This is a genomic window from Amycolatopsis sp. NPDC006125, from assembly GCF_040614195.1.
Classification (GTDB): domain Bacteria; phylum Actinomycetota; class Actinomycetes; order Mycobacteriales; family Pseudonocardiaceae; genus Amycolatopsis_E; species Amycolatopsis_E tucumanensis.
The window spans coordinates 37,180-63,411 of the sequence record NZ_JBEXTZ010000029.1 but is presented as its reverse complement, the minus strand read 5'-3'; the positions used below and the strand labels follow the sequence as shown (position 1 = coordinate 63,411).

The following is a 26,232-nucleotide window of genomic DNA, read 5'->3' as shown; positions in this document are numbered from 1 at the left end:
GGTTCCCGCCTACCGGCTCGAAGGAGAAGCGACATGTCAGGGTCGGTCACGGTGCTGGCAGCCATTCCCAGCCCGCCGCAGGGTGTGTGGCAGATCGGCCCTGTTCCGCTCCGCGCCTACGCCTTGTGCATCATCGCCGGCATCGTGGTGGCGATCTGGTGGGGAAACCGGAGGTACGCGGCCCGTGGCGGGCGGCCGGGGACCGTCACGGACGTCGCGGTGTTCGCGGTGCCCTTCGGGATCATCGGTGGTCGCATCTACCACGTCGCGACTGATTACTGGCGGTACTTCGGGCCGGGCAAGAACCCGTGGGACGCGCTGAGGATTTGGGATGGCGGGCTCGGCATATGGGGTGCGATCGCGTTCGGTGCGCTGGGTGCCTGGATCGGGTGCCGCCGCGCGGGGGTGTCGCTACCGCCGTTCGCCGACGCGGTGGCGCCCGGCATCGCGGTGGCGCAGGCGGTCGGGCGCCTGGGGAACTACTTCAACCAGGAGGTGTACGGCCGGCCGACGTCCCTGCCGTGGGGGCTGGAGATCTACCGCCGGATCGACCCGGCGACCGGGCGGGAGGACAACCTCGGCGGTGTCGCCGTCGACGGCAACCCCGTCGCGGTCGTGCAGCCGACGTTCCTCTACGAGATGCTCTGGATCGCCGTGGTCGTGGCGCTGCTGGTGTGGGCCGACCGGCGGTGGCGGCTCGGGCATGGGCGGGTCTTCGCTCTCTACGTCGCGGGCTACACGCTGGGCCGGTTCGGGATCGAACTTCTGCGCGACGACGCTGCTACGCAGGTCTTCGGCCTGCGCATCAACACGATCGTCTCGGCGGTCGTCTTCGCCGGCGCAGTCGGCTACTTCGTGGTCGCGCGACGCAAGGGCGACAGGGAGACTTTCGAATCCGGTGCTGTCAGCCGGGAGGACGCAGCCCCGCGAGCGTGACCGTCACCAGGCGTTCCACCGCATCCGGGTTCGGCAGGCCGGCGGACGCGGACAGCGCGTGCAGGCAGTACGCGGTGAGCTCGTCCGGGCCGATGTCGCCGCGGACGACGCCGGCTGTGGCGCCCTCCTGAAGGAGGTCCCGGATCATCGCGTGCAGCTGCTGCCGTGCCTGCGCGACCTGTTCGTCCCGGTGCAGGAACGCGGCGAGTTCGGTGTCGTGATGCCTGCCGGTGTGGTGCGACACGAGGGCGTAGGCCCGGAGCACCGCCTCGAGTCGCGCGGCTGGGCCCTCCGCCCCCTCGCGCGCCCGGGTGAGGTGGTCGAGGTGAGCGGCGATCTGATGCTCGTGCCAGGCGCGCAGGATCGTCTCGACGTCAGGGAAGTACTTGTAGAGCGTGGCCCGTCCGATGCCGGCCTTCTCGGCCACGCGCGACATCGTCACCGCTCGCAGGCCCTGTTCGGCCACGAGTGACGCCGCCGCTTCCATCGTCGCGGCGCGCACCTCCCGGCGGTGCGCGTCGATCGTGTCGTTCCACAACTTCGGCACGGTAACTACGATACGCATTCGCCATAGCGCGACAGTCGCGTATTGACTATAGACAGCGTGTCTCGATAAATTCCTCGCATGGTGACTGTCCACGGGCGGGTCGACACCGATCGCCCGGCCCGCTATCTCGTCCAGCTCTGCCATCACGCCGACCAGGTTGGCCGCAGGGGGCTCCACAGGCCGCTCGGGCATGACCGGGGGTGGCTGCCGGAGATGCCGGACGACCTGCGCGCGGAATGGTCCGACACCGCCGGAATCATCACTTTTCAGCCCTGGGGCCGGTGTGACGTCGAGGTGGTCGAAGGTGCGTTGGTCCTGCGTGTCGAAGGGCCCGACGAAGACAGCGTGGACCGGATCCAGGGGGTGATCGACCGGAACATCGGGCGCTTCGGGAGACGGGAGCAGCTCGCCGTGCGGTGGCGCGACCCGCTCCCATCGACGGACCCTGCGCCGCAGGCAAGTGAGGTGCGCACCGGTGAGCATCGGCGCCGGCGGGGGAGATTCCTCGCCGCTGCAGGGGTGCTGGGTGTCGTGCTGGTCGTGGCGGCGCACGTGGTCATGGCCGGTGCGGCTGCCGTCGTCACCCGCTGGCTGGGCTGGACGGCGCTCGGGGTCGCGGTGGTTCCGGTCCTGATCGCCGGTGCTCACCTGTTGCTGCCCGGTGTCGCGTTCGGCTTGCGTCGTTTCCTTGGCCGCCGGCGAGGCGGGGCGCCCACCGGCTCGGACCCTGACGCGGACGGCCGGTCATGATCGCGAGGTGGCGGGAGCCTGGCCGGGCTCAGCCGACTGGCTGCGGGAGCGCCGTGTGCACGTGCACGTCGTTCTTCGCGCGTTGAGCCGCCCAGTCTTCCAGAGTCACCTGTGCCGCCTGGTCGAGGTGGCGCAGGCCGGTGAGGTCCAGATGCACCGAAGAGGCGTGGGGGACCCCTTCGAGCGCGCGCAGGATCTGGGGCAGCCGCAGGAAGGTGCCGTTGCCCGCGACCTGCACGTGGACCCCGCCATCGCCGGTGTCTCGCCAATGGACGGTCACATGGGACAACCGCCACGCCGCCAGCCCGATCGACAGGGCCAGTCCGGCCAGCACGCCGGTGAGCATGTCCGCGGCCGCGATGGTGACGGCGGTGATCACAGTGATCGCCGCCTCCGCCCGATCGAGACGTGCGGCGCGCGCGAGCTTGACGGGGTCGAGGAGCTTCCAGCCCGCGTGCACCAGGAGTGCGGCCAGCGCGGGCATCGGGATCAGGGCCAGAACGCCGGGCAGTGCGACGGCGAAGAGGAGCAGCCACACCCCGTGCAGCAAGGTCGATGCCTTCGTTCGCGCTCCGGCCCGCACGTTGGCCGAACTGCGCACGATGACCGCAGTCATCGGCAAGGCGCCGAGGAACCCGCTGACCAGGTTTCCGGTCCCCTGGGCGACCAGCTCGGCGTTGTACCGGGTCGGGGGGGGCCGTCGTGCATGCGGTCGACCGCGGCCGCGCTGAACATGCTCTCCGCCGAGGCCACCAGTGCGAAGGTGAGAATCGTGCCGAGGACGGCGGGGTCGGCCAGCAGCCCGAGCCGCTCCGGTCCCGGCGGATCGAGTGCCGCCACGACCGATCCCACCTCGACTGTGGCGACCCCGAGGGGGAGGATCGCGGCCAGTGCCGCGGCGACGGCCACCGCCACCAGAGGGGCCGGCACGGCGCGCCACCGAGCGGGGAGACGGTCCCAGGCCAGGATGATGGTGAGGGTGAGCACCCCGAGGCCGGGCGCCCAGCTGCTGCCCACACCGGCGAACAGTCCAGGAAGGTGGGTGAGCTTGCCGAGCGTGTCCCCGGGTGCCCGGTGCCCGAACATCGGATACAGCTGGCCGAGGATGAGGACGAGGCCGATCCCGGCAAGCATGCCCTGCACGACGGACGGTGAGATCGCCTGGAACCACGTGCCGAGCCGGACCAGGCCGAGCAGGATCTGAAGCAGGCCCGCGCCGGCGACGAGGACGCCGAGTGCGGCCAGTCCGTGTTCGGCGACGGCTTCGGTGACCAGGACGGTGAGCCCGGCGGCGGGGCCGCTCACCTGCAAGCTGCTCCCGGGCATGGCGCCGGCGACGAGACCGCCGATGATTCCGGTGATGATGCCCAGTTCGGCCGGGACGCCGGAGGCCACTGCGACACCGACGCACAGGGGCACCGCGACGAGGAACACGACGAGGGAGGCCCGGAAGTCCGGAACGAGGCGGCGCAAGCGGCCGGGGAGAGTCAGACCTTCAGCGGCGGTGTCAGGAGTCTTTGCCATGGTGGCGTACCGTCCTTTCACTGTTCACCGGACGGCGACCGGGTCGCTTTCGCTGTCGCCGATCGCAGGGCAGCAGGCAGCGGACGTCCGTTGTGGACGGCCAGGCTCGGTGTCGGGGTCGAAGCCTCGGCAGGAGAAACGTGACTGCGCGAAACTGTGCGCCGGATCACGGAAGCGGATGGTGGCACGGACGGGCATCCTCTCGCGGGAAGCGGGTGTCCGCGCGAAACACACGACGTCAAGGACGTGGCCGCACGGCGCTCTGCACAACGCGCCGTCGCGTGATCTACTAAGGAAGATAGTATAAAGTCGGTCGCGGCACAACGTATCGGGAAGAAGGTGCGGATGCCGATTCGTCATCGCCAGGGCCGGTGCCGGTGAGTGTCGTCGCTCAATCCTCCGCGGCGGATGTCGTCCGTCCACGGCCGCGTCAGGTTCTGTGGCGCTCGCTGCTCGCCGCGGCATCCGGCGCGCTGCTGTATCTCAGCTTCGCTCCTCGCCCACTCTGGTGGTTGGCGCCGGTCGCGTTCGCCGGGCTCGGTCTGACCCTGCACGGGCGGCGGTTCCGGGCGGGCTGTGGATACGGGTTCCTCTTCGGTCTCGCGTTGTTCCTGCCGTTGCTCTCGTGGCTGCTGGACTTCCTGGGCGCGGACTTCGGACCGTGGCCGTGGTTGGCGTTGTCGGCGACTCTGGCGCTCTACCTCGCGATCGTGGGCGGCCTGGTCACCCTTGTCCAGGGGCTGCCCGCCGCGCCGGTGTGGAGCGCGGTGATCGTGATCGCGGCCGAGACGCCGAGGGCGTGGTTCCCCCTCGGCGGGTTTCCCTGGGGTCGTGTGGCATTCACCCAGCCTGAGGGTGTGTTCCTGTCCCTGGCCTCGGTCGGGGGCGCGCCGTTGGTGGGCTTCGCCGTGGTGTTGTGCGGCTTCGGAGCGAGTGCCCTGGTGGCAAGGCGGCGAAGGGAAGGCTGGTTTCGTCCGCTGCTCGGACCGGTGGCGGCAGTGCTCGTTCCGGTTGTCGCCGGCCTGTCGGTCTGGACCACGGTCGGTACGGAGGCGCAAACCGGGACCCGGACGGTCGCGGTGGTTCAGGGCAGCGCCCCGGACATCGGTCTTGCCCTGCAAGGGCAGCGCGGCCTGCTGAGGGAGAACCACCTGGCGGAGACCCGGCGGCTCCGGGCAGAGGTCGATGCCGGCCGGATCCGCAAACCCGACCTCCTGGTATGGCCGGAATCGGCGGCCAGTATGCCGTCCGACCGGGAGCGACTGGACGCCATGGTCGACGAGTTCGGCACCAGTGCGCTCGTCGGAGCGCTCGAGCGCTTGCCGGACGGACGGGTGCGTAACGTGGTGATCGCCTGGGAACCGGGATCAGGTGCAGGCGAGCGCTACGCGAAACAGCAGTTGGTGCCGTTCGGCGAATACATCCCCGCCCGCGCGATCGCCCGGCTGGTCACGCCGTTCGCCGACGACAGCGACGACGTGGTCCCGGGAGACGGGCGCCCCGCTGCCCTTCAGGTCACCGGGATCAGCGTCGGTGCCGCGGTGTGCTACGAGGTGGCTTACGACTACGCGAGCCGCGACGCGGTCCGGGCCGGTGCACAGTTGCTCACCGTGCCGACGAACAACGCGTGGTACGGGCGCAGCGAGATGAGCTACCAACAGCTCGCGATGGCCCGCTTGCGTGCGGTGGAGCACGGACGCTCCGTGGTGGTCGCGGCGATCAGCGGTGTCAGCGCGGTCATCCGGCCCGACGGCACTGTGGTCGGCGCGACCGAGCTGTTCACTCCGGCCTCCGTCGTCGAGGAGGTGCCCTTGCGAAGCGAGATGACCCTCTCCGACCGGCTGGGCGCGTGGCCGGAGTACTCGATGCTCGGGGCGGCCGTGGCGGCTGTGCTGACCGGGCTGCTCCGTCATCGCCAGCGGGTGGTCATCAGCAGGCCAGGCAGCATCAAGCCGAAGCCGACCAGGTAACCGAAGGCGCCCAGGTCTCGCATGATCGGGATCTCCGGCCCTGCAAGGTAGAGCACCACCATCCAGGCCAGCGCCAGGAACAGCAGTCCGAACATCACGATGAGGTAGGTCAGGGACGTCTTCCCCGGCGCGCGGACTGCTGCGCGCTGCGGGGGCGGGGTGTAGGCGGTCTTCTTCCGCACCCTCGACCTTGGCATTGGCGGGCTCCTGTCTACTAGAAACACTAGTACTATGGATGCTAGTAGATGTTCTTGGAGGGGAGCTGTTTCTTGGGGAAGAAGGCACGCAAGCAGGGAGCACGAACGACCGTGGAGAAGCCGCCCGCGAGGGCCGTTGGCGGTGTTCCCGCGGCTCTAGCCGGCTCGCGGCCCGCCTCACCGGCCGGCCTGCCGGGCAGGCCTGCTGCCGTCAGGGAAGCGAAGAAGGGTGGCGGCTCCACTGTGTTGGCCGAGGAACAGCACATGGAACCGGTCGGCTGTCTCGAGCGTGGGCTGGCTGAGACGGAGCCGCAAGGGCTGGCCGTGACGTACTGGTTCGACGCGCCGGCCACCGGGCACCCTTATCCGCTCGATGTCCGGTTCACCGGCACGCGAACCGGGGTGGCGGGCAGGCCGGAGCAGCGCGACCGGTTCGAGGTCGTCGAGCACCTCGCACGTGTTGTTCCCGGCAGTGGCCGGATCGCGCTCACTTCCCGCGTCCAGGGGATCAACCCGGGGACCTGGCGGGTCACGGCTACACCCGTGTCCGGCCGGGATGCGGGAACGCCCGCCTCCGTCCTTGCTCGGTTGCCTCGCCGGGTCATCACGACCACCACCCGGTTCGGCGTGCTCGCGCACGGACCGTCGGTCCGGCTGATCTCCTGGCCGTTGCTGGTCGGTCTCGGTGCGGTGGTCGCCATCGTGCTGCAGGCGATCCTCGCGGCACGAGTGGGCATCGCGGTGGGGGACGTGCTGGCGCTGTCCGCCCTCGGGTGTGCGCTCGGGTTCGTGGGCGGCAAGGTGTGGTATCTGGTGCTGCACCACAAGCCCCTGCGCAACTTCCTCACGGCCGGCGCCTGCATCCAGGGATTCCTGCTGGTGGCGCTCGCCGTTGTGGTGATCGGGGCAGCCGTTCTGGGATTGCCTCCCGGTGTTCTCCTCGACGTGACCACCCCGGGGATCTTCCTCGGGATGGCGGTCGGCCGGCCTGGGTGCTTCCTCACCGGGTGCTGCGCAGGGCGCCCGACCAGCTCGCGATGGGGGTTGTGGTCCTCGGATCGGCGCCTGGCCACTCGGAGGTTCCCCGTCCAGCTCGTCGAGGCCGCCGTTGCGCTTCTGATCGGGATCACGACGCTCGCCCTCGTGCTGGCTGTCCGCACGCCGGTGCCCGGCGCCGTCTTCGCCGGTGCGATCGCCGCGTACACCTTCGCGCGGCAGCTGCTGTTCCCGCTTCGCACGGAGTCGCGCACCCGCACTGGCCGAACGGTGACGATGGTGATCTGCGGCCTCGTGCTCGCCGGTTCGCTCGTCGTCTCGTTGGCCGCCTAAACGTCTCGCGGAGCGCTCCACCCCGCTTGTCCGTTGGAGGCCGCGTGGTCTGCCTTGATCGCCTTCAGCAGGCGCACCACCGGTGCGAGCTCCTCGATTTCCCGGCGGCAGGGTGCGCACATCCCGGCGTGCCGGTCGTACTCGGCGTGCTCTTGCGGGTCGAGGATGCCGAGTAGGTAGCCGGCCGCTGTGGTCGTGAGCGGGCACTTTCGCGCCACGGGTCCTCCCGCCGAGCGTCGCGGCGTACTACGAACATTCATAGTAGGACAGAGTCCGGTGTCGCGGTAGCCGTCACTGACCCGGGGCGGGCTGAACCGACCCCTCCGTGCGGGACTGCGGCTGGCGCCCGGCCAGCATGTCGTCCAGAATCCGGCCGAGCAGCGGTGCGTCCGTCTCGCCGGTGATCTTGGCGACGATCGTGCCGGAGCGGTCGATGAAGAACGTCTCGGGTATCCCGAAGACGCCGAAGTCCATCGCGGTGCGGGACTCCGGGTCGGTGACGTACTGGTACTCCCGGCCGCGCCCCAGTTCATTGAGGAAGTCGACGGCGGGCCGGCGCTGGTCCTGGTAACTGATCCCGACGAAGGTGACCCCCGCCTCGGCGTAGGTGTCGGCCGCGGCGGTGAGGACCGGTTGCTCGGACCGGCACGGAACGCACCACGAGGCCCAGAAGTTCACCACGACGATGCGCCCGCGCAGCGAGGAGAGCGCCAGCTCACCGTCGCGTTCGAGGTAGGGCAGTGTGAAGTCCGGGGCGGGCTTGCCGACCAGCGGTGTGTCGACCAGGGTCGGGTCCTTGCCCAGCCCGGTGCCCAGGATCGCGCCCACCGCGATCGTGACGACGGCGACGGCCAGCGCGGCCCAGCGCAGCCACCGCATCGTCGAGGTGCGGGGGTCGTCGGTATCCGCCGGAGTGCTCATCGGCCTGCCTTTCCGAGTTCCCGTCGCGCGGTGTCGGCCAGCGCGGCGATGTCCTGCTGGGCGGACGCGCTCAACCCCGGGCGCTGCCGAAGCTGGTCGAGCGTGCGCAGGGCTGCTTCGGGGTCGTTGCGCTGGAACAGTTCGACGTTCGCCTGGATCCACAGTGCGGTCGCCGCGGCGTCGGCGTCCGCGGGCAGCGAGGGCGTCGCCGCCGGCATGGGCATGGGCATCGGCGTGGGGGAGTTGGTCTGCATGACCTCGTTGCCGGTGACAAACCCGTTCTGCGGGCGTTGTTGCACCGAATCGGGCAGGACGATCAGCGCGGCGACGGCCGCGAGCAGCACGGTGCCCAGGTAGGCCAGCGCTCGGGTTCGGGTTCCGCGGCTGCCGGGCCCGCTCCTCTGTGGCCGATTGCGCAGCTCGTCGAGGCGAGCCATCGCGTCGATCGCGGCGCGTTCGTACTCCGAGCGGAGCAGTTGGGCGGGGCCGGGCGGGATCTCACCCGCTCGGACCTGCTCGTCCAGCGCGACGAGGTCGCGCACCGCCTGCTCGCGCTCCTCCTCGGCCTGTTCGCGTTCACGGCTCACAACAGATCCTCGCGACGGTACTTCCCGCGCGCATCCGCCACGGCATGCGAGACCTGCTGCCGTTGCTCCTCGGACAGGAACGGCGCGGGCTGGTGTCGCCGACGCAGCGCGAGCACCGCGACACCGACGAGCCCGCCGAGCACTCCAAGAGCCGGCAGCAGCCACAGCAACAGGGTGCGGCCGCGCGCGGGCGGGTCGAGCAACACCCAGTCGCCGTAGCGAGCCCGGAAGTAGTCGACGACCTCTTCGTCGCTACGGCCGGCCGTGACCTGCTCCTGCACGGCCTGACGCATCGCGGTGGCGGTCTCCGACGGCGATTCCGCGATCGAGACGCTCTTGCAGACCGGGCAGCGCAGGCGCTGCTCGAGTTGGTAGGCGCGATCGCCCGCGGTGTCGGGCGCGGTCAGCAGCTGAGCCACCACCACACCGAGCAGGCTCAGGACGCCGGCCAGGAAGGCGATGCTGATGAGCTTTCTACGCACTTGCGGCCGCCTCCTCCGCGGGGGAGCGGTCTCCGGCTTCCGGGCGGCGACGCCGATCCGTCAGCGCCCACAGCCCGCCGGCGGCCATGAGGAAACCGCCTGCCCACAGCCAGGACATCAGGGGGTAGCGGTAGAAGTTGACCGTGATCGTGTCCGGGGCCAGCTGGGCCAGCGCCACGTAGATGTCGCGGCCCGCGGTGCTCCAGACGCTCGGGATGCCGACGGCTTGGGGCTGGTTGGTGAAGGACTCCAGCTTCGGTGTGGCGGTCCAGGCGAGCTCCCCGCCCGAGTGGAAGAACAGGTGCGCGTCCCGCTGGACGCGGTCCGGCTCGGTGTGCTGCTCGGCGCGGTCGAACGTGACGGTGTAGCCGCCGAACTCAGTGCTACCCCCGGGCTCGAGGGTGACGGTCGTCCGAGTCGCCGTGGCTCCGGCGACCGCGATCGCCACCGCCACCACCGCGACCCCGATGTGGGCGAGCTGGCCACCCCAGTAGGCCCGCTGCCCGCTGATCAGCCGCCACAGCCCGGACGGCCGCCGGTTCGGTGCGGTCACGAGCAGGTGCCGGACGGCGGCGGCGACGATGGTGATCGCCAGGAAGACCACGACGACGACCCCGACCGAACGGATTCCCGAGAGCGTGACCGTCGCAGCGGCGGCGCTGCCAGCCAGGAGTGGCCATCGCAACCTGGTCCACATCAGAGCCGGAGTGGCCCATCGATAGGGCGTGAACGGCCCGGCCCCCATCGCCAGCAGGAGCGCGAAGGACAGGGGAACAGCCATCCGGTCGAAGAACGGGCGCCCGACTGAGACCTGGTTTCCGGTGAAGGCCTCGACGAAGATCGGGTAGACCGTCCCGAGCAGGACGACGAAAGCGAACAGGCACAACAGGAGGTTGTTGAGCAGGAACAGTCCCTCCCGGCTGGCCAGCCGTAGCGACCGGGTCCGGTTCGCGACGGCCTCGCCGCGCACGGCGAACAGGGTGAACCCGCCGACCAGTACCACGATGAAGAAACCCAGCAGGGCCGGACCGACCCCGGACTGGGTGAACGAGTGCACCGAGGCGACCACCGACGAACGGGTCAGGAAGGTGCCCAGGATGGTCAGCCCGAACGTGGCGAGGGCCAGGACGAAGTTCCACGCCTGCAGCATCCCGCGCTTGACCTGGACCACGGCGGAATGGATGAACGCGGTCGCGACGAGCCAGGGGATGAACGCGGCGTTCTCGACGGGGTCCCAGGCCCAGTAGCCGCCCCAACCGAGCACCTCGTATGACCACCACGCGCCCACCACCAGCCCGGCGGTGAGGAAGCTCCACGCCACCAGGTTCGCGCGCCGGGTGCGCACCAGCCAGTCGACGCCCGCCCGCCGGATCACCAGAGCGGACATGGCGTAGGCGAAGGAGACCGTGAACCCGACGAATCCGAGGTAGAGCAGGGGCGGGTGGATCGCGACCATGATGTCGTTGCGCAGCAGCGGGTTCGGTCCCGGTCCGTCGGCGGGCGGGTCGGGCAGGATCTCGAACGGGTTGGCCACCGTCGTGATCAGGCCGAAGAAGAACGCGGCCACCAGGCCCATGAAACCCAGTGCGCCGGTGCCCAGCCGGTCGGTGGTGTCGGTGATCTTTCGTGCGGCGAACAGGATGTATCCGGCGAGGATCACGGCCCACAGGACGATGCTGCCGTCCAGCGCCGACCAGGCGCTGGTGATCGTGTACAGCAGTGGCGTGGCGCGCGAGTGGGTCTCGGCGACGTACGACATCGTGAAGTCGTCGGTCAACAGCGCTGTTTCCAGCGCGAGCATCGACAGTGCCGCACCCACGGCCATCATCGACGTGGCGGCCCGCAGCTGGCTCACCCGGACCTTGTCGGGGTGCCGCTGGGCCCGGAACCCGTAGAGAGCGAGCACGAGGGACGCGGCCAGACCGAGGAGCGCGCCGGCCCAGCCCGCGGCGGGGAGGGCGTACTTCATCGCGGGTCACCGCCACTGGGTACCGGGGACGTCGACGGCGCGGGTGGCCGGTAGTTCTCGTCGTGCTTGACGATCATGGTGTCGGAGACGAACTCCTGGCCCCGCCAGGCACCCTCCACGACCACACCGATCCCGGGCTGGAAGAGCTGGGCGACCGGGCCGGTGTGCAGCACCGTGATGGCGGGGCTGTCGGGCGTGGTGTCGGAGGCGACGACGAACTCCAGTCCACCGGGTATGCGCTGCTCGCTACCCGGGCGGACGAACCCGCCGAGCTGGAAGCGCCGCCCGTCCGGGTAGTCGCCGTGCTTGGCGATCGCCTCCCCCGGGGTCAGGTAGTAGACGAGGTTGCCGTTGAGGTTGCCGAACAGCAGGACGCCGACGAGGACGGCCACGATGCCTATCCCCGACACGGCGAGCAGGCGGTAACGCTTCACCGGTGCCGCTCCCGTTCCCGCCGGATCGCGGCGGAGTGCAGGATCAGCTTGATCGTGTAACCCGCCAGGGAGCCGAAGGCGATCAGGAACCCGACCACCACCCAGGCCCATTCGGACATCGTTCACCGGCCTTCCAGCCGGGGAGCGCGGACGGCTCCGCCGGCGAGTTCACGGTCCTCCGCCGCGCGGGACGCGGCGAGATCCTCTTCGAGCACCGACAACCGGATGCGGGCGCGCAGCAGCATCGCCGCGACGGCGGTGAAGGCCGCGACGTTGAGCAGGAGCACCAGCAACATCCGGTGGTCGATCGTGGGGTCCCCCGGTTTGAGCACCGTGGGTGGCTGGTGCAGGGCGCGCCACCACACGACGGACATGTGGACGATCGGCACCTGCACCAGGGCCACGATCCCGAGCACGGCCGAGCGGCGCGCGCGCACCACCGGGTCCAGCGTGCCGCGGCGCAAGGCGAGGTAGCCGAGGTAGACGAAGAACATCAGCGCCGTGGTCACCAGGCGCGGATCCCAGGTCCACCACACCCCCCACACCGGCTTTCCCCACCACGAGCCGAGCACGATGGTCAGGCCGGTGAACAGCACACCCAGTTCCGCGCTCGCGGCCGCCGCCCGGTCCAACCGGTCCCCGCGGCGCCACAGCCACAGTCCGCTCAGCACGCCGGTCAGGGCGAAGCACAGGTACGCGACCCACGCCGTCGGCACGTGCACGTACATCAACCGCTGGTACTCGCCCTGGATGCGGTCCGGTGGCGCGACGACCGCGCCGACCAGTCCGGCCGCCACCAGGATCCCGGTCGCGACGGGCAGACGACGTCCGAGCAGGCTCATGCGCTTTCCTCCACAGCGTTCGCACTCAGCAGCAGCGCCAGCCACCCGATCGCCGACGTCGTGATCTGCACCAGCAGCCACAGCCACGGCGTGCGCCCGTAAGCCACGGCCTGCAAGGTCTCGGTGGCCCCCAGGAGCAGGGGGAGCGCCAGCGGGCAGACCAGGACGGGACCGAGGCTGCTGCGGCCGGCGAAGCCGTGCACCAGCGTCCCGGCGAGGGTGCCAAGTGCGGCCAGGCCCGCGGCCGTGAGCAGCATGACCACCGGCAACCACGTCCAACCGGTGAGGTCAGGCTGGTAGAGGGCGATCGCGACCGGCAGCAACAGGGTTTCGAACAGCAGCAGCACGACCGCGCTCGCGGCGGCCCGGCCGGCGGCGCGCGCCGCCGCGGGCACCCCGGCCAGGCGCAGCATCGCCAGGTGGCCCGACGAGTCGCTCGCTGTCTGGCGCAGTGTCACCAGCACGCCGAACAACAGCACGACCACCCAGTACATCCCCATGCCGATCCCGGCGAGCAGGGGACGGTCGGGGCCCACGGCCATCGGCACCAGCAACAACGCCACGGCGCCGAACGGGGTGATGATCCACAGAACTTCGCCACCCCGGGCTTCGATCCGCAGTTCGGCCCTGGCCACTTCGCGTGCCTGGCGCAGCGGACTGGGCGCCAGCGCCGTCACCACCGCGGACCCCCCGCCACCATTCCGGACCCGACGGGAACGAGTCGCCCGGCGTCGAGTTCCAGAAGCCGGTCGGCAAGCGATTCCAGTCGCGGCGAATCGTGCGACACGATCACGACGCCCCCGTCCCGGGCGCGGACCCTCTGCACCACGAGGTCCACCAGCCCGAACGACGACCGGTCGAGGGCCGCGTGGGGCTCGTCGAGCAACAGCAGGGACGGCTCCGTCACCAGGATCCGGGCGAGATCCGCGCGGCGGCGCATCCCCTGGGAACACTGCTCGGCGCGCCGTCCGGCCGCACGCGTGAGACCGGCGACGTCGAGTGCCTCCCTCGCCTGCTCCTCCGGGCGCCCGGTCAGCACGGCCAGGTACCGCAGGTTCTCCAACAGGGTCAGCCGCGGGTGCAGACCGGATTCGTGGCCCACCAGGCCGATCGACGGCCGTACTCCGTGGACGGCGGCAGAGTTGAGTCGCGCGCCCAGCACCGCACCACCGCCGGTGGTCGGCGGTAGCAGAGTGGAGAGCACTCTGAGGAGAGTGCTCTTGCCAGAACCGTTGGGGCCCAGGATCCCGACCACCTCGCCGGCGCCCACGACGAGGTCGAGACCTCGCAGGACCGGCGTGCGACCGAGGTCGACGCCCAGCTCCGCGACGGTGACCACCGCCTCCAAGCCACCTACTATCATCACTCGTAGACTACAAGCCCGGTGCGAGTGGCGGTCATGCCCCCGTCCAGCCCGGCTTCCGAACGAGCAGACAGGTTTGTCGAGTGGAGTTGTACGCCTCGCTGTCGTGGGCGGTGCTCGCCGGAGTGGTCTCGTTCACGTCGCCGTGCGCGCTGCCGCTGTTGCCGGGGTACGTGTCCTACATCTCCGGTGTCAGCAGGCCCTCGGAAGTGGGTGCGCCGGCCGTGGTGACGAAGCGCCGGGTGGGTGCCGCGTCGCTGCTGTTCATCGCCGGCTTCTCGGCGGTGTTCGTGGCGCTGGGAGCGACCTCTTCGGCGCTCGGGCTGTTGCTGGCCCAGCAGCGCCAGGCTCTGATGGTGGTCGGCGGGGTGCTGGTGATCGTGATGGGTCTGGTCACCCTGGGTGTGGTGCGGATTCCGTTGCTGCACCGGGAGGTCCGGTTCGACCTGCACCGGGTGCGCAGCGGGCCGGCCGGGGCGGTCGTGCTCGGGGCGGCGTTCGCGCTCGGGTGGACACCGTGCGTCGGGCCGGTGCTGGCCTCGATCCTCGCGACCGCGGCCAGCACCGCCACCGTGGGAACCGGTGCCCTGTTGCTGCTCGCCTATTCCGTCGGACTGGGCGTGCCGTTCGTCCTCGTCGCCGCGGGCATCGCGCGGGGGCAGCGCGGCCTGGGATGGCTGCGCAAGCACACACGCAAGATCGAGATCGTCGGTGGCGTGCTGTTGATCGCGATGGGGATCGCGATGCTCACCGGGGGATGGACGCAGTTGATGGGCCGGATGCTCGCGGCGTTCGCGCGTCTGGGCTGGCCCCCGGTGTGAGCTGCGCCGGGACGTCGACCGGGCAGGTGCGGCGGCGCCACCGCAGCAGGACCGCGGCGGTGAGGGCGAGCAGTGACAGGCCCGCCAGCACCGGCTGCACGGGTGCCCAGACGCCGAGGGCGCCGGAAATGCCCAGCAGCGCCACGACGATCTTGTTGCACACCGGGCAGCCAACGGCGAACACCGCCGCCGTGATCGCGCCCAGCACGCCCCCGCGCCCACGGACATCACCGGTGGGGCGGGGTATGGCGACCCACAACCCGGCCAGCAGGGCGGTGAGGGCCAGGACCAGGGGTTCCCACCAGCGGACCGGCGTCATCCGGGTGAACAACGTCGTGTCGATGACGTCGGTCGGCACACCGACGGCGAGGGCGCTCACCGCCGCCGCACCCGCGGGCGGCGCCCACCGCCTGAGGTGTCTACTCCACATAGGACACCACCGTCATCATGCCCGCTTCTCCGTGGTAGATGTTGTGGCAGTGGGTGAGCCACTGGCCCGGGTTGTTCGCGTCGAAGTCGACTTCGATCGTCTCGCGGGGAAGGACGATCACCGTGTCCTTGCGGGGGCCCTTCCCGTTCGCGCCGCGCACCTGGAAGGTGTGGCCGTGCAGGTGCATCGGGTGGAACATGTCCGAGTTGTTGACGAACCGCAGCCGGACGCGCTGTCCCTGCTGGATGGGCAGACCGGTGCGGGGGTCGAACGGCCTGCCGTTGATCGTCCAGTCGTACTTCTCGCCGGGGCCCGCCAGGGTCAGGTCGTGCGTGACGTCCGGCTTCTTGTCCGGCAGGGTCACGGTGGGCGCCGCGGTGAAGTCGGCGACGGTGGCGATCCCGGACATCTTCAGCTGTGCGACCGCGGCGTCGTTCGCGGTGCCCGCCCGGTTCGCTCCGGAGTGGAGCAGGACCTGTGCGTAAGGCGCTTCCTTGCCCTCGGGGATCGCGAGCACGGGAACGCCCTGGTCCGGAAGGGTGACGATCGCGTCGATCCGTTCTCCCATGCCGAGCAGCACGGAGTCGACGCCGCCGGGGGCCACGACGGGGAAGCCGTCGGTGTGCGTGACGTGCATCGCGACTCCGGGGACGCCGACGCGGAACGCGGTGTCCCCGCCGGCGTTGATCAAGCGGAGGCGGATCCGCTGGCCGGCCCTGCCTTCGAAGCTCGTGGGTGCGCTGCCGATGCGGCCGTTGGCCAGCATGTGCGGATAGCTCACGTCGCCGGCGTCGCCGCCCAGCACATTGGACTTGCCCACGCCGGCCATCCCCGGCATCTCCGAGGTCATGCCCGGCATCGCGTCGTGCCCCATCTCGGGCATGGATGAGTCGGTCGATCCGCCCATCACCATGCCGTTCTTCCGCAGGTTGTCCAGTACGGCGTCGGGGTCGGTGCCGGTTCCGTCGAGCCAGTCGTCGAGCACGATCACCAGTTCGCTGTCGTAATTGGCGCCGTCTTCGGGGTCCTCGACGATGAGCGGAGCGTACAAGCCGCGATCCAGCTGGACGCCCACATGCGGGTGGAACCAGTACGTGCCCGCATCGGGCACCGCGAACTCGTAGGTGAAATTTCCCTCGGGTGGGACGGCGGCCTGGGTGACGTCCGGTACGCCGTCCATGTCGTTGCGCAGCGCGAGCCCGTGCCAGTGGATGGAGGTCGGCTGGGGGAGCCGGTTGGTCAGCAGCGCGTGCAGGACTTCGCCCCGCTTGACCCGGATCTCCTTTCCTGGGAGGAAGCCGCCGAAAGTCCAGGTCTTCACCTGCACACCGCCGAGGTCGACGTCACTGAGCACCGCGTCGAGGGTCACCGACTGGACGCTCGCGTTGCCCGCGCGCCGGGTCTGCTCGGCCTGCGCCACCAGAGGTGAGGCCGGCCCGATCTTCGCCCCTGAACTGGAGCTCCCACCCGAGGAGCACGCGGCCAAGCCGACCGCCGCGGTCGCGCCGGCTCCCACTGCGAGAAATCCGCGCCGGCTCATGCGACGTCCCAGGAACAGGGGCTGGTGCTCGGAAGGTGTCATGACTCCCTCGGCTGACGGCTCGATCTACGAACATCCATAGTATAGGTCTCGTGCGGTCGTCGTCGGCTGCTTCACTGCTCGCTCGCGTTGTCCTTGTCGTGGTCGCCCGGGATGATCGCGTCGGTGAGGGCCTGCGACGGGGCCTTGACCCCGGCGTGGACCTTCGGCTTGCCGGTGAAGGTGATCTCACCTTCGCGGTGCATCCGCTCGACCATGTGCGGGTAGTGCAGCTCGAAGGCCGGCCGCTCGGAGCGGATCCGGGGCAGCTCGGTGAAGTTGTGCCGCGGCGGCGGGCACGAGGTCGCCCATTCGAGTGAGTTGCCGTAGCCCCACGGGTCGTCCACCGTCGCGCGCTCGCCGTAGCGGTAGCTCTTGAACACGTTGTAGATGAACGGCAGGGTCGACGCGCCGAGAAGGTAGGCGCCGATCGTCGAGATCGTGTTCAGCGTGGTGAAGCCGTCGGACTGCAGGTAATCGGCATACCGGCGCGGCATGCCTTCGGCGCCGACCCAGTGCTGGACCAGGAAGGTGGCGTGGAAGCCGAGGAACGTGGTCCAGAAGTGGAGCTTGCCCAGCTTCTCGTCGAGCATCCGCCCGGTCATCTTGGGGAACCAGAAGTAGATGCCGGCGAAGGTCGCGAACACGATGGTGCCGTAGAGCACGTAGTGGAAGTGCGCCACCACGAAGTAGCTGTCGGAGACCTGGAAGTCGATGGCCGGGGCGGCCAGCAGGATGCCCGAGAGGCCGCCGAAGAGGAAGGTGACGAGGAAGCCGACCGAGAAGATCATCGGCGTTTCGAAGCTCAGCTGGCCCTTCCACATGGTGCCGATCCAGTTGAAGAACTTGACACCGGTCGGGACGGCGATCAGGAAGGTCATGAAGGAGAAGAACGGCAGCAGCACCGCGCCGGTGGCGTACATGTGGTGCGCCCACACCGCGACGGACAGGGCTGCGATGGCCAGCGTGGCGTAGACCAAGCCCTTGTAGCCGAACACGGGTTTGCGCGAGAACACCGGGATGATCTCGGAGACGATGCCGAAGAACGGTAGCGCGAGGATGTAGACCTCGGGGTGGCCGAAGAACCAGAACAGGTGCTGCCAGAGGATCACCCCGCCGTTGGCCGGGTCGAACACGTGGGCGCCGAGCAGGCGGTCCGCCGCCAGCCCGGCGAGGGCCGCGGTGAGGATCGGGAACGCGACCAGCACCAGGATGCTGGTGACCAGGATGTTCCAGGTGAAGATCGGCATCCGGAACATCGTCATGCCGGGCGCGCGCAGGCAGACGATCGTGGTGACCATGTTGACCGCACCGAGGATGGTGCCCAGACCGGAGACCATCAGGCCCATGATCCACAGGTCGGCCCCGATCCCGGGTGAGTTGATCGCGTTGGACAGCGGGGTGTAGGCGAACCAGCCGAAGTCGGCCGCGCCACCCGGGGTCAGGAAGCCGGAGACGACCATCAGGCTGCCGAACAGGTACAGCCAGTACGACAACGCGTTGAGCCGGGGGAAGGCCACGTCCGGCGAGCCGATCTGCAGCGGCATGATGAAGTTCGCGAACCCGAACACGCTGGGTGTCGCGTACAGCAGCAGCATGATCGTGCCGTGCATGGTGAACAGCTGGTTGTACTGCTCCTGCGACAGGAACTGCAGGCCCGGCCGCGCGAGTTCGCTGCGCATCAGCATCGCCATGGCGCCGCCCACCATGAAGAAGGCGAACGACGTGACCAGGTACATGATGCCGATCTGCTTGTGGTCCGTCGTGCGGAACAGCCGCAGCAGGAGGGAACCCCTCGGTGGCGCCACGGCTGCGCGCAGTGGACGCACCGAGACCGGGGCGGGCTTGACGACCATGTGTGAGCTCCGTTCCTGTGCCCGGAAGGCCGATCAGACTACTAATGGAGATAGTAGTGATGGCCTCGTGATGAGCGCAGGCCGGTCCCGGCGCGCCGAATCGCTACCGGCGGGTGGTCATCGCGCGAGTGTCCCGCAGCATCGTCCACCGGCCGGTCAGCCAACCCGTCGCTTGCCAGGCCGCCAATCCGGCTGCGAGGCAGACCGCCACCACTACCGGCGGAGGGACGTAAGGCAGCAATGCGGGGTACACGGCGTAATGGGTCAGGTAGATGTACAGCGAGGCGCCTGCGAGCAACCCTGCCGCGCGGGCGACGGGCTTGGGCAGCGGCAGTCGCGGTGTCAGGACCAGCAGCAGTAGTCCGACGAGGATGAGCGCCTCCCGCCGGGGGTCGACGAAGTAGTCGGAGACCAGCAGCATCGCCCCGCCCAGTACGACGAGCTTGTGCCATCCGCGGACAGCACGTTGCGCGGCCCAGCCCAAGGCGAAGAACCACACCGTCCCCTGGATGCTCATCACGCGTTCGGGAAACCCACTCGTGTCGTCGACGAGAAGACGCGCCGACGTCGCCACGGCCAGCGCCGCCGCCGCGAGGCCGAAGGGATGGCGCTGCTCGAGACGCCGCACGGCCGGGACGGCGAACACGATCGCCAGCACGACGAGGGTCTGAACCAGCACTTCGACGTACCAGTAGCCGGTGGCACCCTGGCGGAGGTAGTTGTTGATCAAGAGGACGTTGGACAGGACCACGTCGGGTTGAGACGCCGCTCGCCAGCCGATCCACGCGACGGCCGGCACCGCGATCCGGGCCGCGCTCCGCAGCAGGTTCCCGCTGGTGCGGTCCCGGCAGCGGCCGGCCAGTGCGAACCGGGCGAAGTTCCACCCCGCGATCACCAGTAGCAGGTGGGCGCCGCCGAGCAGCCGGAACAGGCCGACGTGGGTCCCCACGACGAACGTGATCGCGAGTGCCCGCAGGAGGATGTCGGTGTCGACGGTCGTCGCCCGCTTGACCGCGACCCGGTTCTCCAGGTCTCGAACGGGCGTCAGGTGCCAGTTCGCTGGAACGTGACCGAGCAGGCGTTCGAGGGCGAGGGTCATCTGCACGTAGGACAGGGAGTCGCCGCCCAGGCTGACGAAGGTGTCCTCGTCGGACACGTCCTGCCGGTTCAGGACGGTGGCCAACGCCTGGCGCACCGAGCGGCCGGCCGGCTCCGGCGTGCGGCCGCCGCGCAGGATGGCGGGGTAGTCGATCTTTCCGTTGGGCAGCCGGGGAAACTCGCTCAGCACCCGGATGTGGATGCGATGTGCGGGCAGCCCGGTGTGGGCCGAGGCGAGATCCCGTACGCGGCCAGGATCCCCGGAGCCGGGCACTGCGACGATGACGTACTCGTCGTTCCCGGTGCACGCGGTGTCCTGCCCGGATTCCCGAAGCCGTCGTTCCAGCACGTCCAGATCGACGCGCTGGCCGAACACCTTGACGAAGCGGCTCCGGCGTCCGACCACTTCGTACAGCCCATCCGCGCAACGGCGCGCGATGTCCCCTGTCGCCAGCTCCTCGACTGTGCGCCCGAGGGCCAGGTCGGCCGGCCCTTCGGCGTACCCGAGCATGACGTTCGGGCCGTGGTAGATCAGTTCGCCCTCGTCCCCGCCGTCGTCGGGGCGTATCTCGAATCGGCCACCAGGAATCGGGCGGCCGATCGTGCCGGGCCGGGAAGTGGCGAGTTCGGGGGGCAGGTACGACATCCGTGCGGTCGCCTCGGTCTGGCCGTACATCACGAAGAACCGCCAGCCGTCGCGTCGGCCCAGTTCGGCGTAGCGGCGCACTGTCTCCGGCGGCAGGCGGCCACCGGCTTGGGTGACATAGCGCAGGTGCGGCAACTTCAGCTGGTCGAACCCGATACGGTCGAGCAACTCGAAGGTGTAGGGGACACCGTGCAGGCTGGTCGCGCGGTGGCGCCGGGCGAAGGCCCAGAACCCGGGATCGACCACGGACTGCGCGGTCAGCAGGACTGCGGCGCCCCGCAGGAGGTTGCTGTTGATGATCGAAAGCCCGTAGCAGTAGTGCAAGGGCAGTGACAGGACTGCGCGGTCATTGCTCCGGATCTCCAGGTAGTCCGCGATGGCCGACGCGTTGGACTGGAGGTTCGCCGCCGAAAGCCGGACCAGTTTCGGTGAGCCGGTCGAGCCCGAGGTCGACAGCAGGACGGCCAGGTCGGGGTGCAGCACGTGCGCGGAGCCGGTACGGCGTTCCTCCCACCGGGTGGGGCCGTGCGGGTCGTGGATCACGACGTCGGGGTCATACCGGGCGACGAGTGCGTCCGGTTGCTCGCTCGACGTGAGCATCACCGGATGTCCGGCGCGGAGGCACGCGAGGTAGGCGACCACGGTGCCGAGGTCATGGGACGCGGTGAGCAGGACGAGCCGGCGGACCGGGCCAAGCCGCTGGATCGCTTCGTCGACGCGGTGCGCGAGCTCCTCGTAGGTGAGAGTCGTTCCATCGGGTCCCACGAGTGCCGTCCGGCCGCCGAACGAGCGCAGGGAATGTGCGAATCCCACTCCTGACTCCTGATCCGGCGTCCCCCGTGGCGCGACCTGACTGTCCACTGCGACTCGTCCTCGGTGTCGAGAGAGATGATCTTCCCCCGGGAGAAGGGGAACGAAGAGCAGTCAAGCCTAACCAAAGTAAGGCTTGGCTTCGCTGTGATTCGTCCCATGCTGTTCCTCGATCCCGCGCCGACTTAAGGTAGGCCGACCTAAGTTCGACTCTCAGGCGAGATGGGGCCTTGATGCAGCGGTTCAGGACAGCGGTGGCGGTGGCGGTCAGCGTCTTGACCGCCGTCAGCGTCTCGGCTTGCGGCGGTTCGGCGTCGGGCGGAGACGTTCTCACGTTGTACAGTGCGCAGCCCGCCGCGAAGGCCATGGTGGACGGATTCACCCAGGAGACCGGGATCAAGGTCGACATCCGGTCCGGTTCGGACTCCGAGCTGGCCAACCAGATCGTCCAGGAAGGCGGCGCATCCCCGGCGGACGTGTTCGTGACGGAGAACTCGCCGGCGATGAACCTGGTGCAGTCGAAGGGATTGTTCGCCCGGATCGAGGACGCGACGCTGTCGCAGGTGCCTGAGCGCTTCGTTCCCGGCAACCGCGAGTGGGTGGGTTTCGCGGCCCGCTCCACCGTCCTCGTGTACAACACCAAGGCCTTGACGCTCGAGCAGCTTCCCGCTTCGATCGTCGACCTCGCCCAGCCCGAGTGGAAGGACAAGATCGGGGTCGCCGCGGCGGGCGCGGACTTCCAGGCGATCGTGAGTGCGGTGCTGGCTGTCGAAGGCGAAGCGGCGACGCAGCAGTGGCTGGACGGCCTCAAGGCGAACGCGAAGATCTACCGTACTAACAACGCGGTGCTGACCGCGGTCAACGCGGGCGAGATCCAGGCCGGCGTGATCTACCACTACTACTGGTACAAGGACCGCGCCCAGGCCGGGGCCATCAGCGCCAACACCGAGCTGAAGTTCTTCGGTGGGAAGGATGCCGGTGCCTTCGTCAGCACTTCCGGGGCCGGCGTGCTGAAGAGCAGCGAGAAGCAAGCCCAGGCCCAGCAGCTCGTCCGGTACCTGACCGGACGCAAAGGTCAGCAGATCCTCGCTGACAGCAACGCGCTGGAGTACACCGTGGCAAGCGGTGTTCCGGCCAACCCGAAGTTGAAGCCGTTCACCGAGCTGGACCCGCCCGCCGTGGACCTCGCGACGCTGAACGGGCCGATGGTCGTGAGCATGATGCAGAAGGCGGGGTTGATCTGAGCCGCTCGGTCTCGCCGGCGGTGCGGGCCGGCGCCCGCCGGTTCCGGGCTGGGAGACGGCCGCGGGGGACGGCTGTCCTCCGGTCGGCAGCTGGCCTGGTGGGGTTGCTCGCGCTGGTGCCGCTGGGATTCGTCGTCGTCTACACCATCGGCGCGGGGTGGGCGCAGATCGAGCAACTGGTCTTCCGTCCGCGCACCGCCGAACTGTTGTGGAACACCGTCCGGCTGGTAGGCGGATCAGTGCTGCTGTCCGCGGCGATCGGTATCGGCGCGGCCTGGCTGGTCGAGCGGACCTCGCTGCCCGGTCGCAGGGTGTGGCACGTGCTCCTGGTCGCCCCGTTGGCCGTTCCCGCTTTCGTGAACAGCTACGGATGGGTGTCCCTGTTGCCGGGCGCGAACGGGTACTACGCCGCCGTCTCGATCGTGACGCTGTCGTACTTCCCGCTGGTGTACCTCCCCGTGGGCGCGGCACTGCGGGGACTCGACCCCGTGCTGGAGGAGAGCGCCCACAGCCTGGGGTACGGCCGGTTCCGCACGTTCCGGCTCGTCGTGCTGCCACAGCTGCGGCCCGCGGTGCTGGGCGGGTGCCTGCTCGTCGGGCTGCACCTGCTGGCGGAGTTCGGAGCGTTGCAGATGCTGCGCTTCCCGACGTTCACGACGGCCGTCTACGACCAGTTCCAGTCCTCGTTCAACGGACCGGCCGCGAACATGCTCGCCGCCGTGCTGGCGTTGCTCTGCCTGCTCCTGCTACTGGGTGAGCTGCGGCTGCAGGGCCGGCTGCGGTACGCCCGGGTCGGGGCGGGCGCCGCACGACAGGCCGCGCCGACCAGGCTCGGCGGTTTCACCGGGCCGGCGGTCGTGACCTTGGCCGCTCTCGTCCTCCTGACGCTCGGAGTTCCTCTGGGCAGCCTCGCGTTCTGGCTCACGACCGGTCCGCCGGCCGATGTCCCGACCGGGGAGCTCTTCTCGGCGACGGGGATGTCCCTCGGTTTGGCGGCCCTGGGTGCGGTCGTCACGGTTCTGCTCGCGATCCCGGTCGGCTGGCTGGCGGTACGGAACCGAGGGCGGTTCGCCACCTCGATCGAAAGGCTGACCTACTTCGGCAGCGGCCTTCCCGGCATCGTTGTCGCCCTGGCCCTGGTCACCGTCAGCATCCGGCTGACGCCCGCGCTCTACCAGACGACCGTCCTGCTGATCGTCGCGTACGCGATCCTCTTCCTGCCCCGCGCGGTGGTCAACGTGCGGACGGCGCTGGCACAGGCCCCACCGGAGCTCGAAGACGTCGCGCATGGTCTCGGTCTCACGCGTCTGGCAACCCTGCGGCGGGTCACGCTCCCGCTGATCGCTCCCGGCCTGGGCACCGGCGCCGCGCTCGTCTTCATCGCCGTCGCGACGGAGCTCACCGCCACCCTCCTGCTGTCGCCGATCGGCACGCAGACCCTGGCGACCCAGTTCTGGGAGTACAGCAACAGCGTCGAATACGGCGCGGCGGCCCCCTTCGCTGTCGTGATGGTGTTGCTGTCCGCCCCAGCCACCTACCTGCTGACCTGTGAGGCGAGAAGGGCAACCGGGAGATGACCGAGCTGACCCTGTCCGGCATCGTCAAGTCGTTCGGCCGGACCCGCGTACTCCGCGGTGTCGACCTGCACGTCCCGGCCCGCGGGATCACCGCGATCCTCGGTCCGTCCGGGTGCGGGAAGTCCACCCTGCTACGGCTGATCGCCGGGTTCGCCGATCCCGATTCCGGCACCATCACCTTCGGTGGCCGGACGGTGTTCGCCGACGGCCGGTCGATGCCGCCACAACGGCGCAGGGTCGGATACGTGCCCCAGGAGGGTGCGTTGTTTCCGCACCGGACCGTCGCCGAGAACATCACCTTCGGGCTGTCGCGGCACGCCCGCCGTGCCGGCCACCGCCTGACCGAACTGCTCGACCTGGTCGGTTTGGACCACGAGCTCGCGTCCCGCTTCCCGCACGAACTCTCCGGGGGACAGCAACAGCGTGTCGCGCTGGCCCGCGCGCTCGCTCCCGCACCTGCGATCGTACTGCTGGACGAGCCCTTCTCGGCACTCGACGCCGGGTTGCGCGAGGGCACCAGGAGAGCCGTGCTGTCCGCACTGCGCGGCGCGGGCGCGACCGCCGTTCTGGTGACCCATGACCAGGCGGAGGCCCTGTCCCTCGCCGATGAGGTCGCCGTGATGCGTGCTGGCCGGCTGGTGCAGCTCGCGGCACCGGCGACGCTCTATCACCGGCCGCGGGACGCGGACGTGGCGCGGTTCGTCGGCGAGGCCGTCCTGCTGCCCGCGTGGGTGCGCGATGGCATCGCGGATTGCGTTCTGGGAACCGTCCCGGTCCGGGAAGTCACGGTCGAAGGCCCGGCGGAGGTTCTGGTGCGACCTGAGCAGATCAAGGTCAATGCGGGCGAGGAAGCCGGGGTGGAAGCACGGGTCCGTGAGGTCAGCTTCTACGGCCATGACGCCTCGGTGGTGCTCGACATCGTGCCCGGCGGCCCGCGGATCACCGCCCGGGTCCCCTGCGTGGGTCTGCCTGACCCCGGAGACCGGGTCCGGCTCGCGGTGGACGGTGACGTACTCGCCTTCCCCACATCGGACAGTGACAACGATCACTGATAGTAGATCCGCCCGGTTGCCGGATTGACCGGGCGAGGGCGCCGGGAGATGCTGCTTGCCGACAAGTGCAGATCGAGGCGACGGTGCGCAGGAACCCGGTGTGATTCCGGGACGGTCCCGCCACTGTGACCGGGTAGCGAACCCCATGACGACCACGGCCGGCTCATTCCGGCGGGAAGGTCGGGGCGAGCGGTGACCCGGGAGTCAGGACACTGACCCGTCGGCTTCCTTGACCGGGGCGCGTGTACCCCGTGAGGAGATGAAGGGTGGCGACTCCAGCCGTTCCCCAGCCTGCCCGGTCGCGGGTGCTGACCAAGGGCGCCCGCGACATCGTCATCGCCGGACTGGCGGTGGCGATCGCCCTGCTCACGCTCTACGCGATCTTCCTGGACCAGGGGGCGCTGCTGTCCCCGGTGTTCGGCGAACTCTCGTCGGCCATGAACTACATCCACGAATTCGCCCACGACGGACGGCACCTGCTCGCCGCGCCGTGCCACTGAACGGGGCCGGTCATGACGCTCTTGCCTCTCCTCGGCCGTGGGCTGCTCGCCGGCGGTGCCGCGGGCCTGCTCTCCGGAGCCTTTTCCTGGGTGTTCGCCGAGCCCGTTCTCGACCGCGCCATCGCCTTGGAAGCGGCCCGCCGGGCGGCCGAGGGTGCGCCGGAATCCGCAGAGGTGTTCAGCCGCTCGACGCAGCAGGCGGGGCTCCTGTTCGGTACCACGGTCACCGGCCTCGCCTTCGGAGTGCTGTTCGCCGTGGTGTACGCGGTCCTGCAGCGCCGGCGGCCGGAGGATCGTCCGTGGTCGCTGTCGTTGCGCCTCGCCGGTGCGGCGTTCCTGGCCGTGGAGTTCCTGCCGTTCCTGCGGTATCCCGGGAACCCGCCGGGAGTCGGCGCGCCCGCGACGGTCTCCGAGCGGGCGAACTCATGGCTTGCCGCCATCGCGATCAGCATCGTGTTCGTCATGGCGGCCTGGCAGCTGGCCGGGTACCTGCGACGGCGGGGCGTGCCGGACCCGGCGCGACAGTTCGCGGTCGCGGGAACGGTGGTCATCGGCCTGATCGTGCTGTTCCTGCTGCCGGACAACCCGGATCCGGTGACCGCCCCGGCGACGCTGGTCTGGCAGTTCCGGCTGCTCTCGCTGGCCTCGCTCGGTCTGTTGTGGACCGCGTTGGGAGCGGGGTTCGGTTTGCTCGGCGAACGGGCGAGGCCCGTGGTTCATCGAGCACCGGCGCGCCTGGCTCACTCGTAGGGCGGCAGCCGAGGGGCG

At 69.6% G+C, this 26,232-nt stretch carries 27 protein-coding genes and 1 riboswitch; of the genes, 10 read left to right on the top strand and 17 right to left on the bottom strand.

Annotation, left to right across the window (positions count from 1 at the left end):
- Positions 1–33: 33 nt before the first annotated feature.
- Complete coding sequence (gene lgt, locus ABZ193_RS17155; protein WP_354710550.1) at positions 34–936, top strand: prolipoprotein diacylglyceryl transferase; 903 nt, start codon at positions 34–36, stop codon at positions 934–936.
- On the opposite strand, the gene ABZ193_RS17150 is transcribed toward lgt, so the two are convergent.
- Positions 905–1,483, bottom strand: coding sequence for a TetR/AcrR family transcriptional regulator (locus ABZ193_RS17150; protein WP_354710549.1), 579 nt, complete (start codon positions 1,481–1,483; stop codon positions 905–907). The two genes, lgt and ABZ193_RS17150, sit on opposite strands and share 32 nt — an antisense overlap.
- A gap of 78 nt (positions 1,484–1,561) precedes the next feature.
- On the opposite strand from ABZ193_RS17150, the gene ABZ193_RS17145 reads away from it, so the two are divergent.
- A complete protein-coding gene (locus ABZ193_RS17145) occupies positions 1,562–2,233 on the top strand; it encodes a DUF2218 domain-containing protein (RefSeq protein WP_354710547.1) in 672 nt (223 codons plus the stop codon).
- A 28-nt stretch (positions 2,234–2,261) separates the two neighbouring features.
- On the opposite strand, the gene ABZ193_RS17140 is transcribed toward ABZ193_RS17145, so the two are convergent.
- Both ABZ193_RS17140 and ABZ193_RS17135 read right to left on the bottom strand, forming a co-directional pair.
- A complete protein-coding gene (locus ABZ193_RS17140; RefSeq protein ID WP_354710546.1) occupies positions 2,262–2,855 on the bottom strand; it encodes a SulP family inorganic anion transporter in 594 nt (197 codons plus the stop codon).
- Positions 2,846–3,757 (bottom strand): SulP family inorganic anion transporter, encoded by a 912-nt coding sequence (locus ABZ193_RS17135; protein WP_354710545.1) that lies wholly within the window; start codon positions 3,755–3,757, stop codon positions 2,846–2,848. Before ABZ193_RS17135 ends, ABZ193_RS17140 begins: the two co-directional genes overlap by 10 nt.
- Positions 3,758–4,194: 437 nt before the next feature.
- Between ABZ193_RS17135 and lnt the strand changes: the two genes are divergently transcribed.
- The gene (gene lnt, locus ABZ193_RS17130; protein ID WP_354710584.1) at positions 4,195–5,727 is read left to right on the top strand and encodes an apolipoprotein N-acyltransferase; all 1,533 of its coding nucleotides are present in this window, start codon (positions 4,195–4,197) and stop codon (positions 5,725–5,727) included.
- On the opposite strand, the gene ABZ193_RS17125 is transcribed toward lnt, so the two are convergent.
- Positions 5,667–5,924, bottom strand: coding sequence for a cell division protein CrgA (locus ABZ193_RS17125; RefSeq protein WP_354710544.1), 258 nt, complete (start codon positions 5,922–5,924; stop codon positions 5,667–5,669). The two genes, lnt and ABZ193_RS17125, sit on opposite strands and share 61 nt — an antisense overlap.
- 324 nt (positions 5,925–6,248) lie before the next feature.
- Between ABZ193_RS17125 and ABZ193_RS17120 the strand changes: the two genes are divergently transcribed.
- The gene (locus tag ABZ193_RS17120; RefSeq protein ID WP_354710543.1) at positions 6,249–7,253 is read left to right on the top strand and encodes a prolipoprotein diacylglyceryl transferase family protein; all 1,005 of its coding nucleotides are present in this window, start codon (positions 6,249–6,251) and stop codon (positions 7,251–7,253) included.
- Positions 7,254–7,544: 291 nt separating this feature from the next.
- Here the strand turns inward: ABZ193_RS17120 and ABZ193_RS17115 are convergent, their stop codons facing one another.
- From ABZ193_RS17115 to ccmA, 9 genes are read right to left on the bottom strand one after another with little or no spacing between them, the layout of a single operon-like run.
- Positions 7,545–8,174 (bottom strand): redoxin domain-containing protein, encoded by a 630-nt coding sequence (locus ABZ193_RS17115; protein ID WP_354710542.1) that lies wholly within the window; start codon positions 8,172–8,174, stop codon positions 7,545–7,547.
- Entirely contained in the window at positions 8,171–8,761 is a 591-nt protein-coding gene (locus tag ABZ193_RS17110; RefSeq protein ID WP_354710541.1) for a hypothetical protein, read from the bottom strand. Before ABZ193_RS17110 ends, ABZ193_RS17115 begins: the two co-directional genes overlap by 4 nt.
- Positions 8,758–9,243, bottom strand: a complete 486-nt coding sequence (locus ABZ193_RS17105; protein ID WP_354710540.1) for a cytochrome c-type biogenesis protein CcmH — start codon at positions 9,241–9,243, stop codon at positions 8,758–8,760. The genes ABZ193_RS17110 and ABZ193_RS17105 overlap by 4 nt, the downstream gene beginning before the upstream one ends.
- Positions 9,236–11,212, bottom strand: a complete 1,977-nt coding sequence (locus ABZ193_RS17100; protein WP_354710539.1) for a cytochrome c-type biogenesis CcmF C-terminal domain-containing protein — start codon at positions 11,210–11,212, stop codon at positions 9,236–9,238. The genes ABZ193_RS17105 and ABZ193_RS17100 overlap by 8 nt, the downstream gene beginning before the upstream one ends.
- Positions 11,209–11,646: a cytochrome c maturation protein CcmE gene (locus ABZ193_RS17095; protein WP_354710537.1), complete on the bottom strand. Its 438-nt coding sequence runs from the start codon at positions 11,644–11,646 to the stop codon at positions 11,209–11,211. Before ABZ193_RS17095 ends, ABZ193_RS17100 begins: the two co-directional genes overlap by 4 nt.
- Positions 11,643–11,765, bottom strand: a complete 123-nt coding sequence (locus tag ABZ193_RS17090; protein WP_354710536.1) for a hypothetical protein — start codon at positions 11,763–11,765, stop codon at positions 11,643–11,645. Before ABZ193_RS17090 ends, ABZ193_RS17095 begins: the two co-directional genes overlap by 4 nt.
- Before the next feature lie 3 nt (positions 11,766–11,768).
- Complete coding sequence (gene ccsA / locus ABZ193_RS17085; RefSeq protein WP_354710535.1) at positions 11,769–12,488, bottom strand: cytochrome c biogenesis protein CcsA; 720 nt, start codon at positions 12,486–12,488, stop codon at positions 11,769–11,771.
- The gene (locus tag ABZ193_RS17080; RefSeq protein WP_354710534.1) at positions 12,485–13,165 is read right to left on the bottom strand and encodes a heme exporter protein CcmB; all 681 of its coding nucleotides are present in this window, start codon (positions 13,163–13,165) and stop codon (positions 12,485–12,487) included. The genes ccsA and ABZ193_RS17080 overlap by 4 nt, the downstream gene beginning before the upstream one ends.
- Positions 13,162–13,851 carry a heme ABC exporter ATP-binding protein CcmA gene (ccmA, locus tag ABZ193_RS17075; RefSeq protein ID WP_354710533.1) on the bottom strand — a complete coding sequence of 230 codons (690 nt, stop codon included), beginning with the start codon at positions 13,849–13,851 and terminating at the stop codon, positions 13,162–13,164. The genes ABZ193_RS17080 and ccmA overlap by 4 nt, the downstream gene beginning before the upstream one ends.
- 83 nt (positions 13,852–13,934) lie before the next feature.
- Here ccmA and ABZ193_RS17070 point away from each other — a divergent pair, with 83 nt between their 5' ends.
- The gene (locus ABZ193_RS17070; protein WP_354710532.1) at positions 13,935–14,672 is read left to right on the top strand and encodes a cytochrome c biogenesis protein CcdA; all 738 of its coding nucleotides are present in this window, start codon (positions 13,935–13,937) and stop codon (positions 14,670–14,672) included.
- Here ABZ193_RS17070 and ABZ193_RS17065 read toward each other — a convergent pair.
- The 4 genes from ABZ193_RS17065 to ABZ193_RS17050 form a co-directional block, all read right to left on the bottom strand.
- Positions 14,599–15,051, bottom strand: a complete 453-nt coding sequence (locus ABZ193_RS17065) for a hypothetical protein (RefSeq protein WP_354710531.1) — start codon at positions 15,049–15,051, stop codon at positions 14,599–14,601. The genes ABZ193_RS17070 and ABZ193_RS17065 overlap by 74 nt on opposite strands.
- 40 nt (positions 15,052–15,091) lie before the next feature.
- A complete protein-coding gene (locus ABZ193_RS17060; protein WP_354710530.1) occupies positions 15,092–16,522 on the bottom strand; it encodes a multicopper oxidase family protein in 1,431 nt (476 codons plus the stop codon).
- A 233-nt stretch (positions 16,523–16,755) separates the two neighbouring features.
- Entirely contained in the window at positions 16,756–18,537 is a 1,782-nt protein-coding gene (gene ctaD, locus ABZ193_RS17055) for a cytochrome c oxidase subunit I (protein ID WP_354710529.1), read from the bottom strand.
- Positions 18,538–18,640: 103 nt separating this feature from the next.
- A complete protein-coding gene (locus ABZ193_RS17050; RefSeq protein ID WP_354710528.1) occupies positions 18,641–21,094 on the bottom strand; it encodes an AMP-binding protein in 2,454 nt (817 codons plus the stop codon).
- Positions 21,095–21,426: 332 nt separating this feature from the next.
- Between ABZ193_RS17050 and ABZ193_RS17045 the strand changes: the two genes are divergently transcribed.
- From ABZ193_RS17045 to ABZ193_RS17025, 5 genes are all read left to right on the top strand, one after another.
- Positions 21,427–22,335: an iron ABC transporter substrate-binding protein gene (locus ABZ193_RS17045; protein ID WP_354710526.1), complete on the top strand. Its 909-nt coding sequence runs from the start codon at positions 21,427–21,429 to the stop codon at positions 22,333–22,335.
- A 98-nt stretch (positions 22,336–22,433) separates the two neighbouring features.
- Positions 22,434–23,912 carry an iron ABC transporter permease gene (locus tag ABZ193_RS17040; RefSeq protein ID WP_354710525.1) on the top strand — a complete coding sequence of 493 codons (1,479 nt, stop codon included), beginning with the start codon at positions 22,434–22,436 and terminating at the stop codon, positions 23,910–23,912.
- Positions 23,909–24,964 (top strand): ABC transporter ATP-binding protein, encoded by a 1,056-nt coding sequence (locus ABZ193_RS17035; RefSeq protein ID WP_354710524.1) that lies wholly within the window; start codon positions 23,909–23,911, stop codon positions 24,962–24,964. Before ABZ193_RS17040 ends, ABZ193_RS17035 begins: the two co-directional genes overlap by 4 nt.
- 46 nt (positions 24,965–25,010) lie before the next feature.
- Positions 25,011–25,200: riboswitch (cobalamin riboswitch) on the top strand.
- Positions 25,201–25,230: 30 nt separating this feature from the next.
- Positions 25,231–25,464, top strand: a complete 234-nt coding sequence (locus ABZ193_RS17030; protein ID WP_354710523.1) for a CbtB-domain containing protein — start codon at positions 25,231–25,233, stop codon at positions 25,462–25,464.
- 12 nt (positions 25,465–25,476) lie between these two features.
- Positions 25,477–26,214 carry a CbtA family protein gene (locus ABZ193_RS17025; RefSeq protein WP_354710522.1) on the top strand — a complete coding sequence of 246 codons (738 nt, stop codon included), beginning with the start codon at positions 25,477–25,479 and terminating at the stop codon, positions 26,212–26,214.
- Positions 26,215–26,232 lie beyond the last annotated feature (18 nt).

What these genes read in the sequence shown, in the direction of transcription:
- lgt (WP_354710550.1), top strand. Translation starts at nt 34, where the DNA reads ATGTCAGGGTCGGTCACGGTGCTGGCAGCCATTCCCAGCCCGCCGCAG.
- ABZ193_RS17145 (WP_354710547.1), top strand. Translation starts at nt 1,562, where the DNA reads ATGGTGACTGTCCACGGGCGGGTCGACACCGATCGCCCGGCCCGCTAT.
- ABZ193_RS17135 (WP_354710545.1), bottom strand. Translation starts at nt 3,757, where the DNA reads ATGGCAAAGACTCCTGACACCGCCGCTGAAGGTCTGACTCTCCCCGGC.
- ABZ193_RS17125 (WP_354710544.1), bottom strand. Translation starts at nt 5,924, where the DNA reads ATGCCAAGGTCGAGGGTGCGGAAGAAGACCGCCTACACCCCGCCCCCG.
- ABZ193_RS17115 (WP_354710542.1), bottom strand. Translation starts at nt 8,174, where the DNA reads ATGAGCACTCCGGCGGATACCGACGACCCCCGCACCTCGACGATGCGG.
- ABZ193_RS17100 (WP_354710539.1), bottom strand. Translation starts at nt 11,212, where the DNA reads ATGAAGTACGCCCTCCCCGCCGCGGGCTGGGCCGGCGCGCTCCTCGGT.
- ABZ193_RS17090 (WP_354710536.1), bottom strand. Translation starts at nt 11,765, where the DNA reads ATGTCCGAATGGGCCTGGGTGGTGGTCGGGTTCCTGATCGCCTTCGGC.
- ccsA (WP_354710535.1), bottom strand. Translation starts at nt 12,488, where the DNA reads ATGAGCCTGCTCGGACGTCGTCTGCCCGTCGCGACCGGGATCCTGGTG.
- ccmA (WP_354710533.1), bottom strand. Translation starts at nt 13,851, where the DNA reads ATGATAGTAGGTGGCTTGGAGGCGGTGGTCACCGTCGCGGAGCTGGGC.
- ctaD (WP_354710529.1), bottom strand. Translation starts at nt 18,537, where the DNA reads ATGGTCGTCAAGCCCGCCCCGGTCTCGGTGCGTCCACTGCGCGCAGCC.
- ABZ193_RS17035 (WP_354710524.1), top strand. Translation starts at nt 23,909, where the DNA reads ATGACCGAGCTGACCCTGTCCGGCATCGTCAAGTCGTTCGGCCGGACC.
- ABZ193_RS17025 (WP_354710522.1), top strand. Translation starts at nt 25,477, where the DNA reads ATGACGCTCTTGCCTCTCCTCGGCCGTGGGCTGCTCGCCGGCGGTGCC.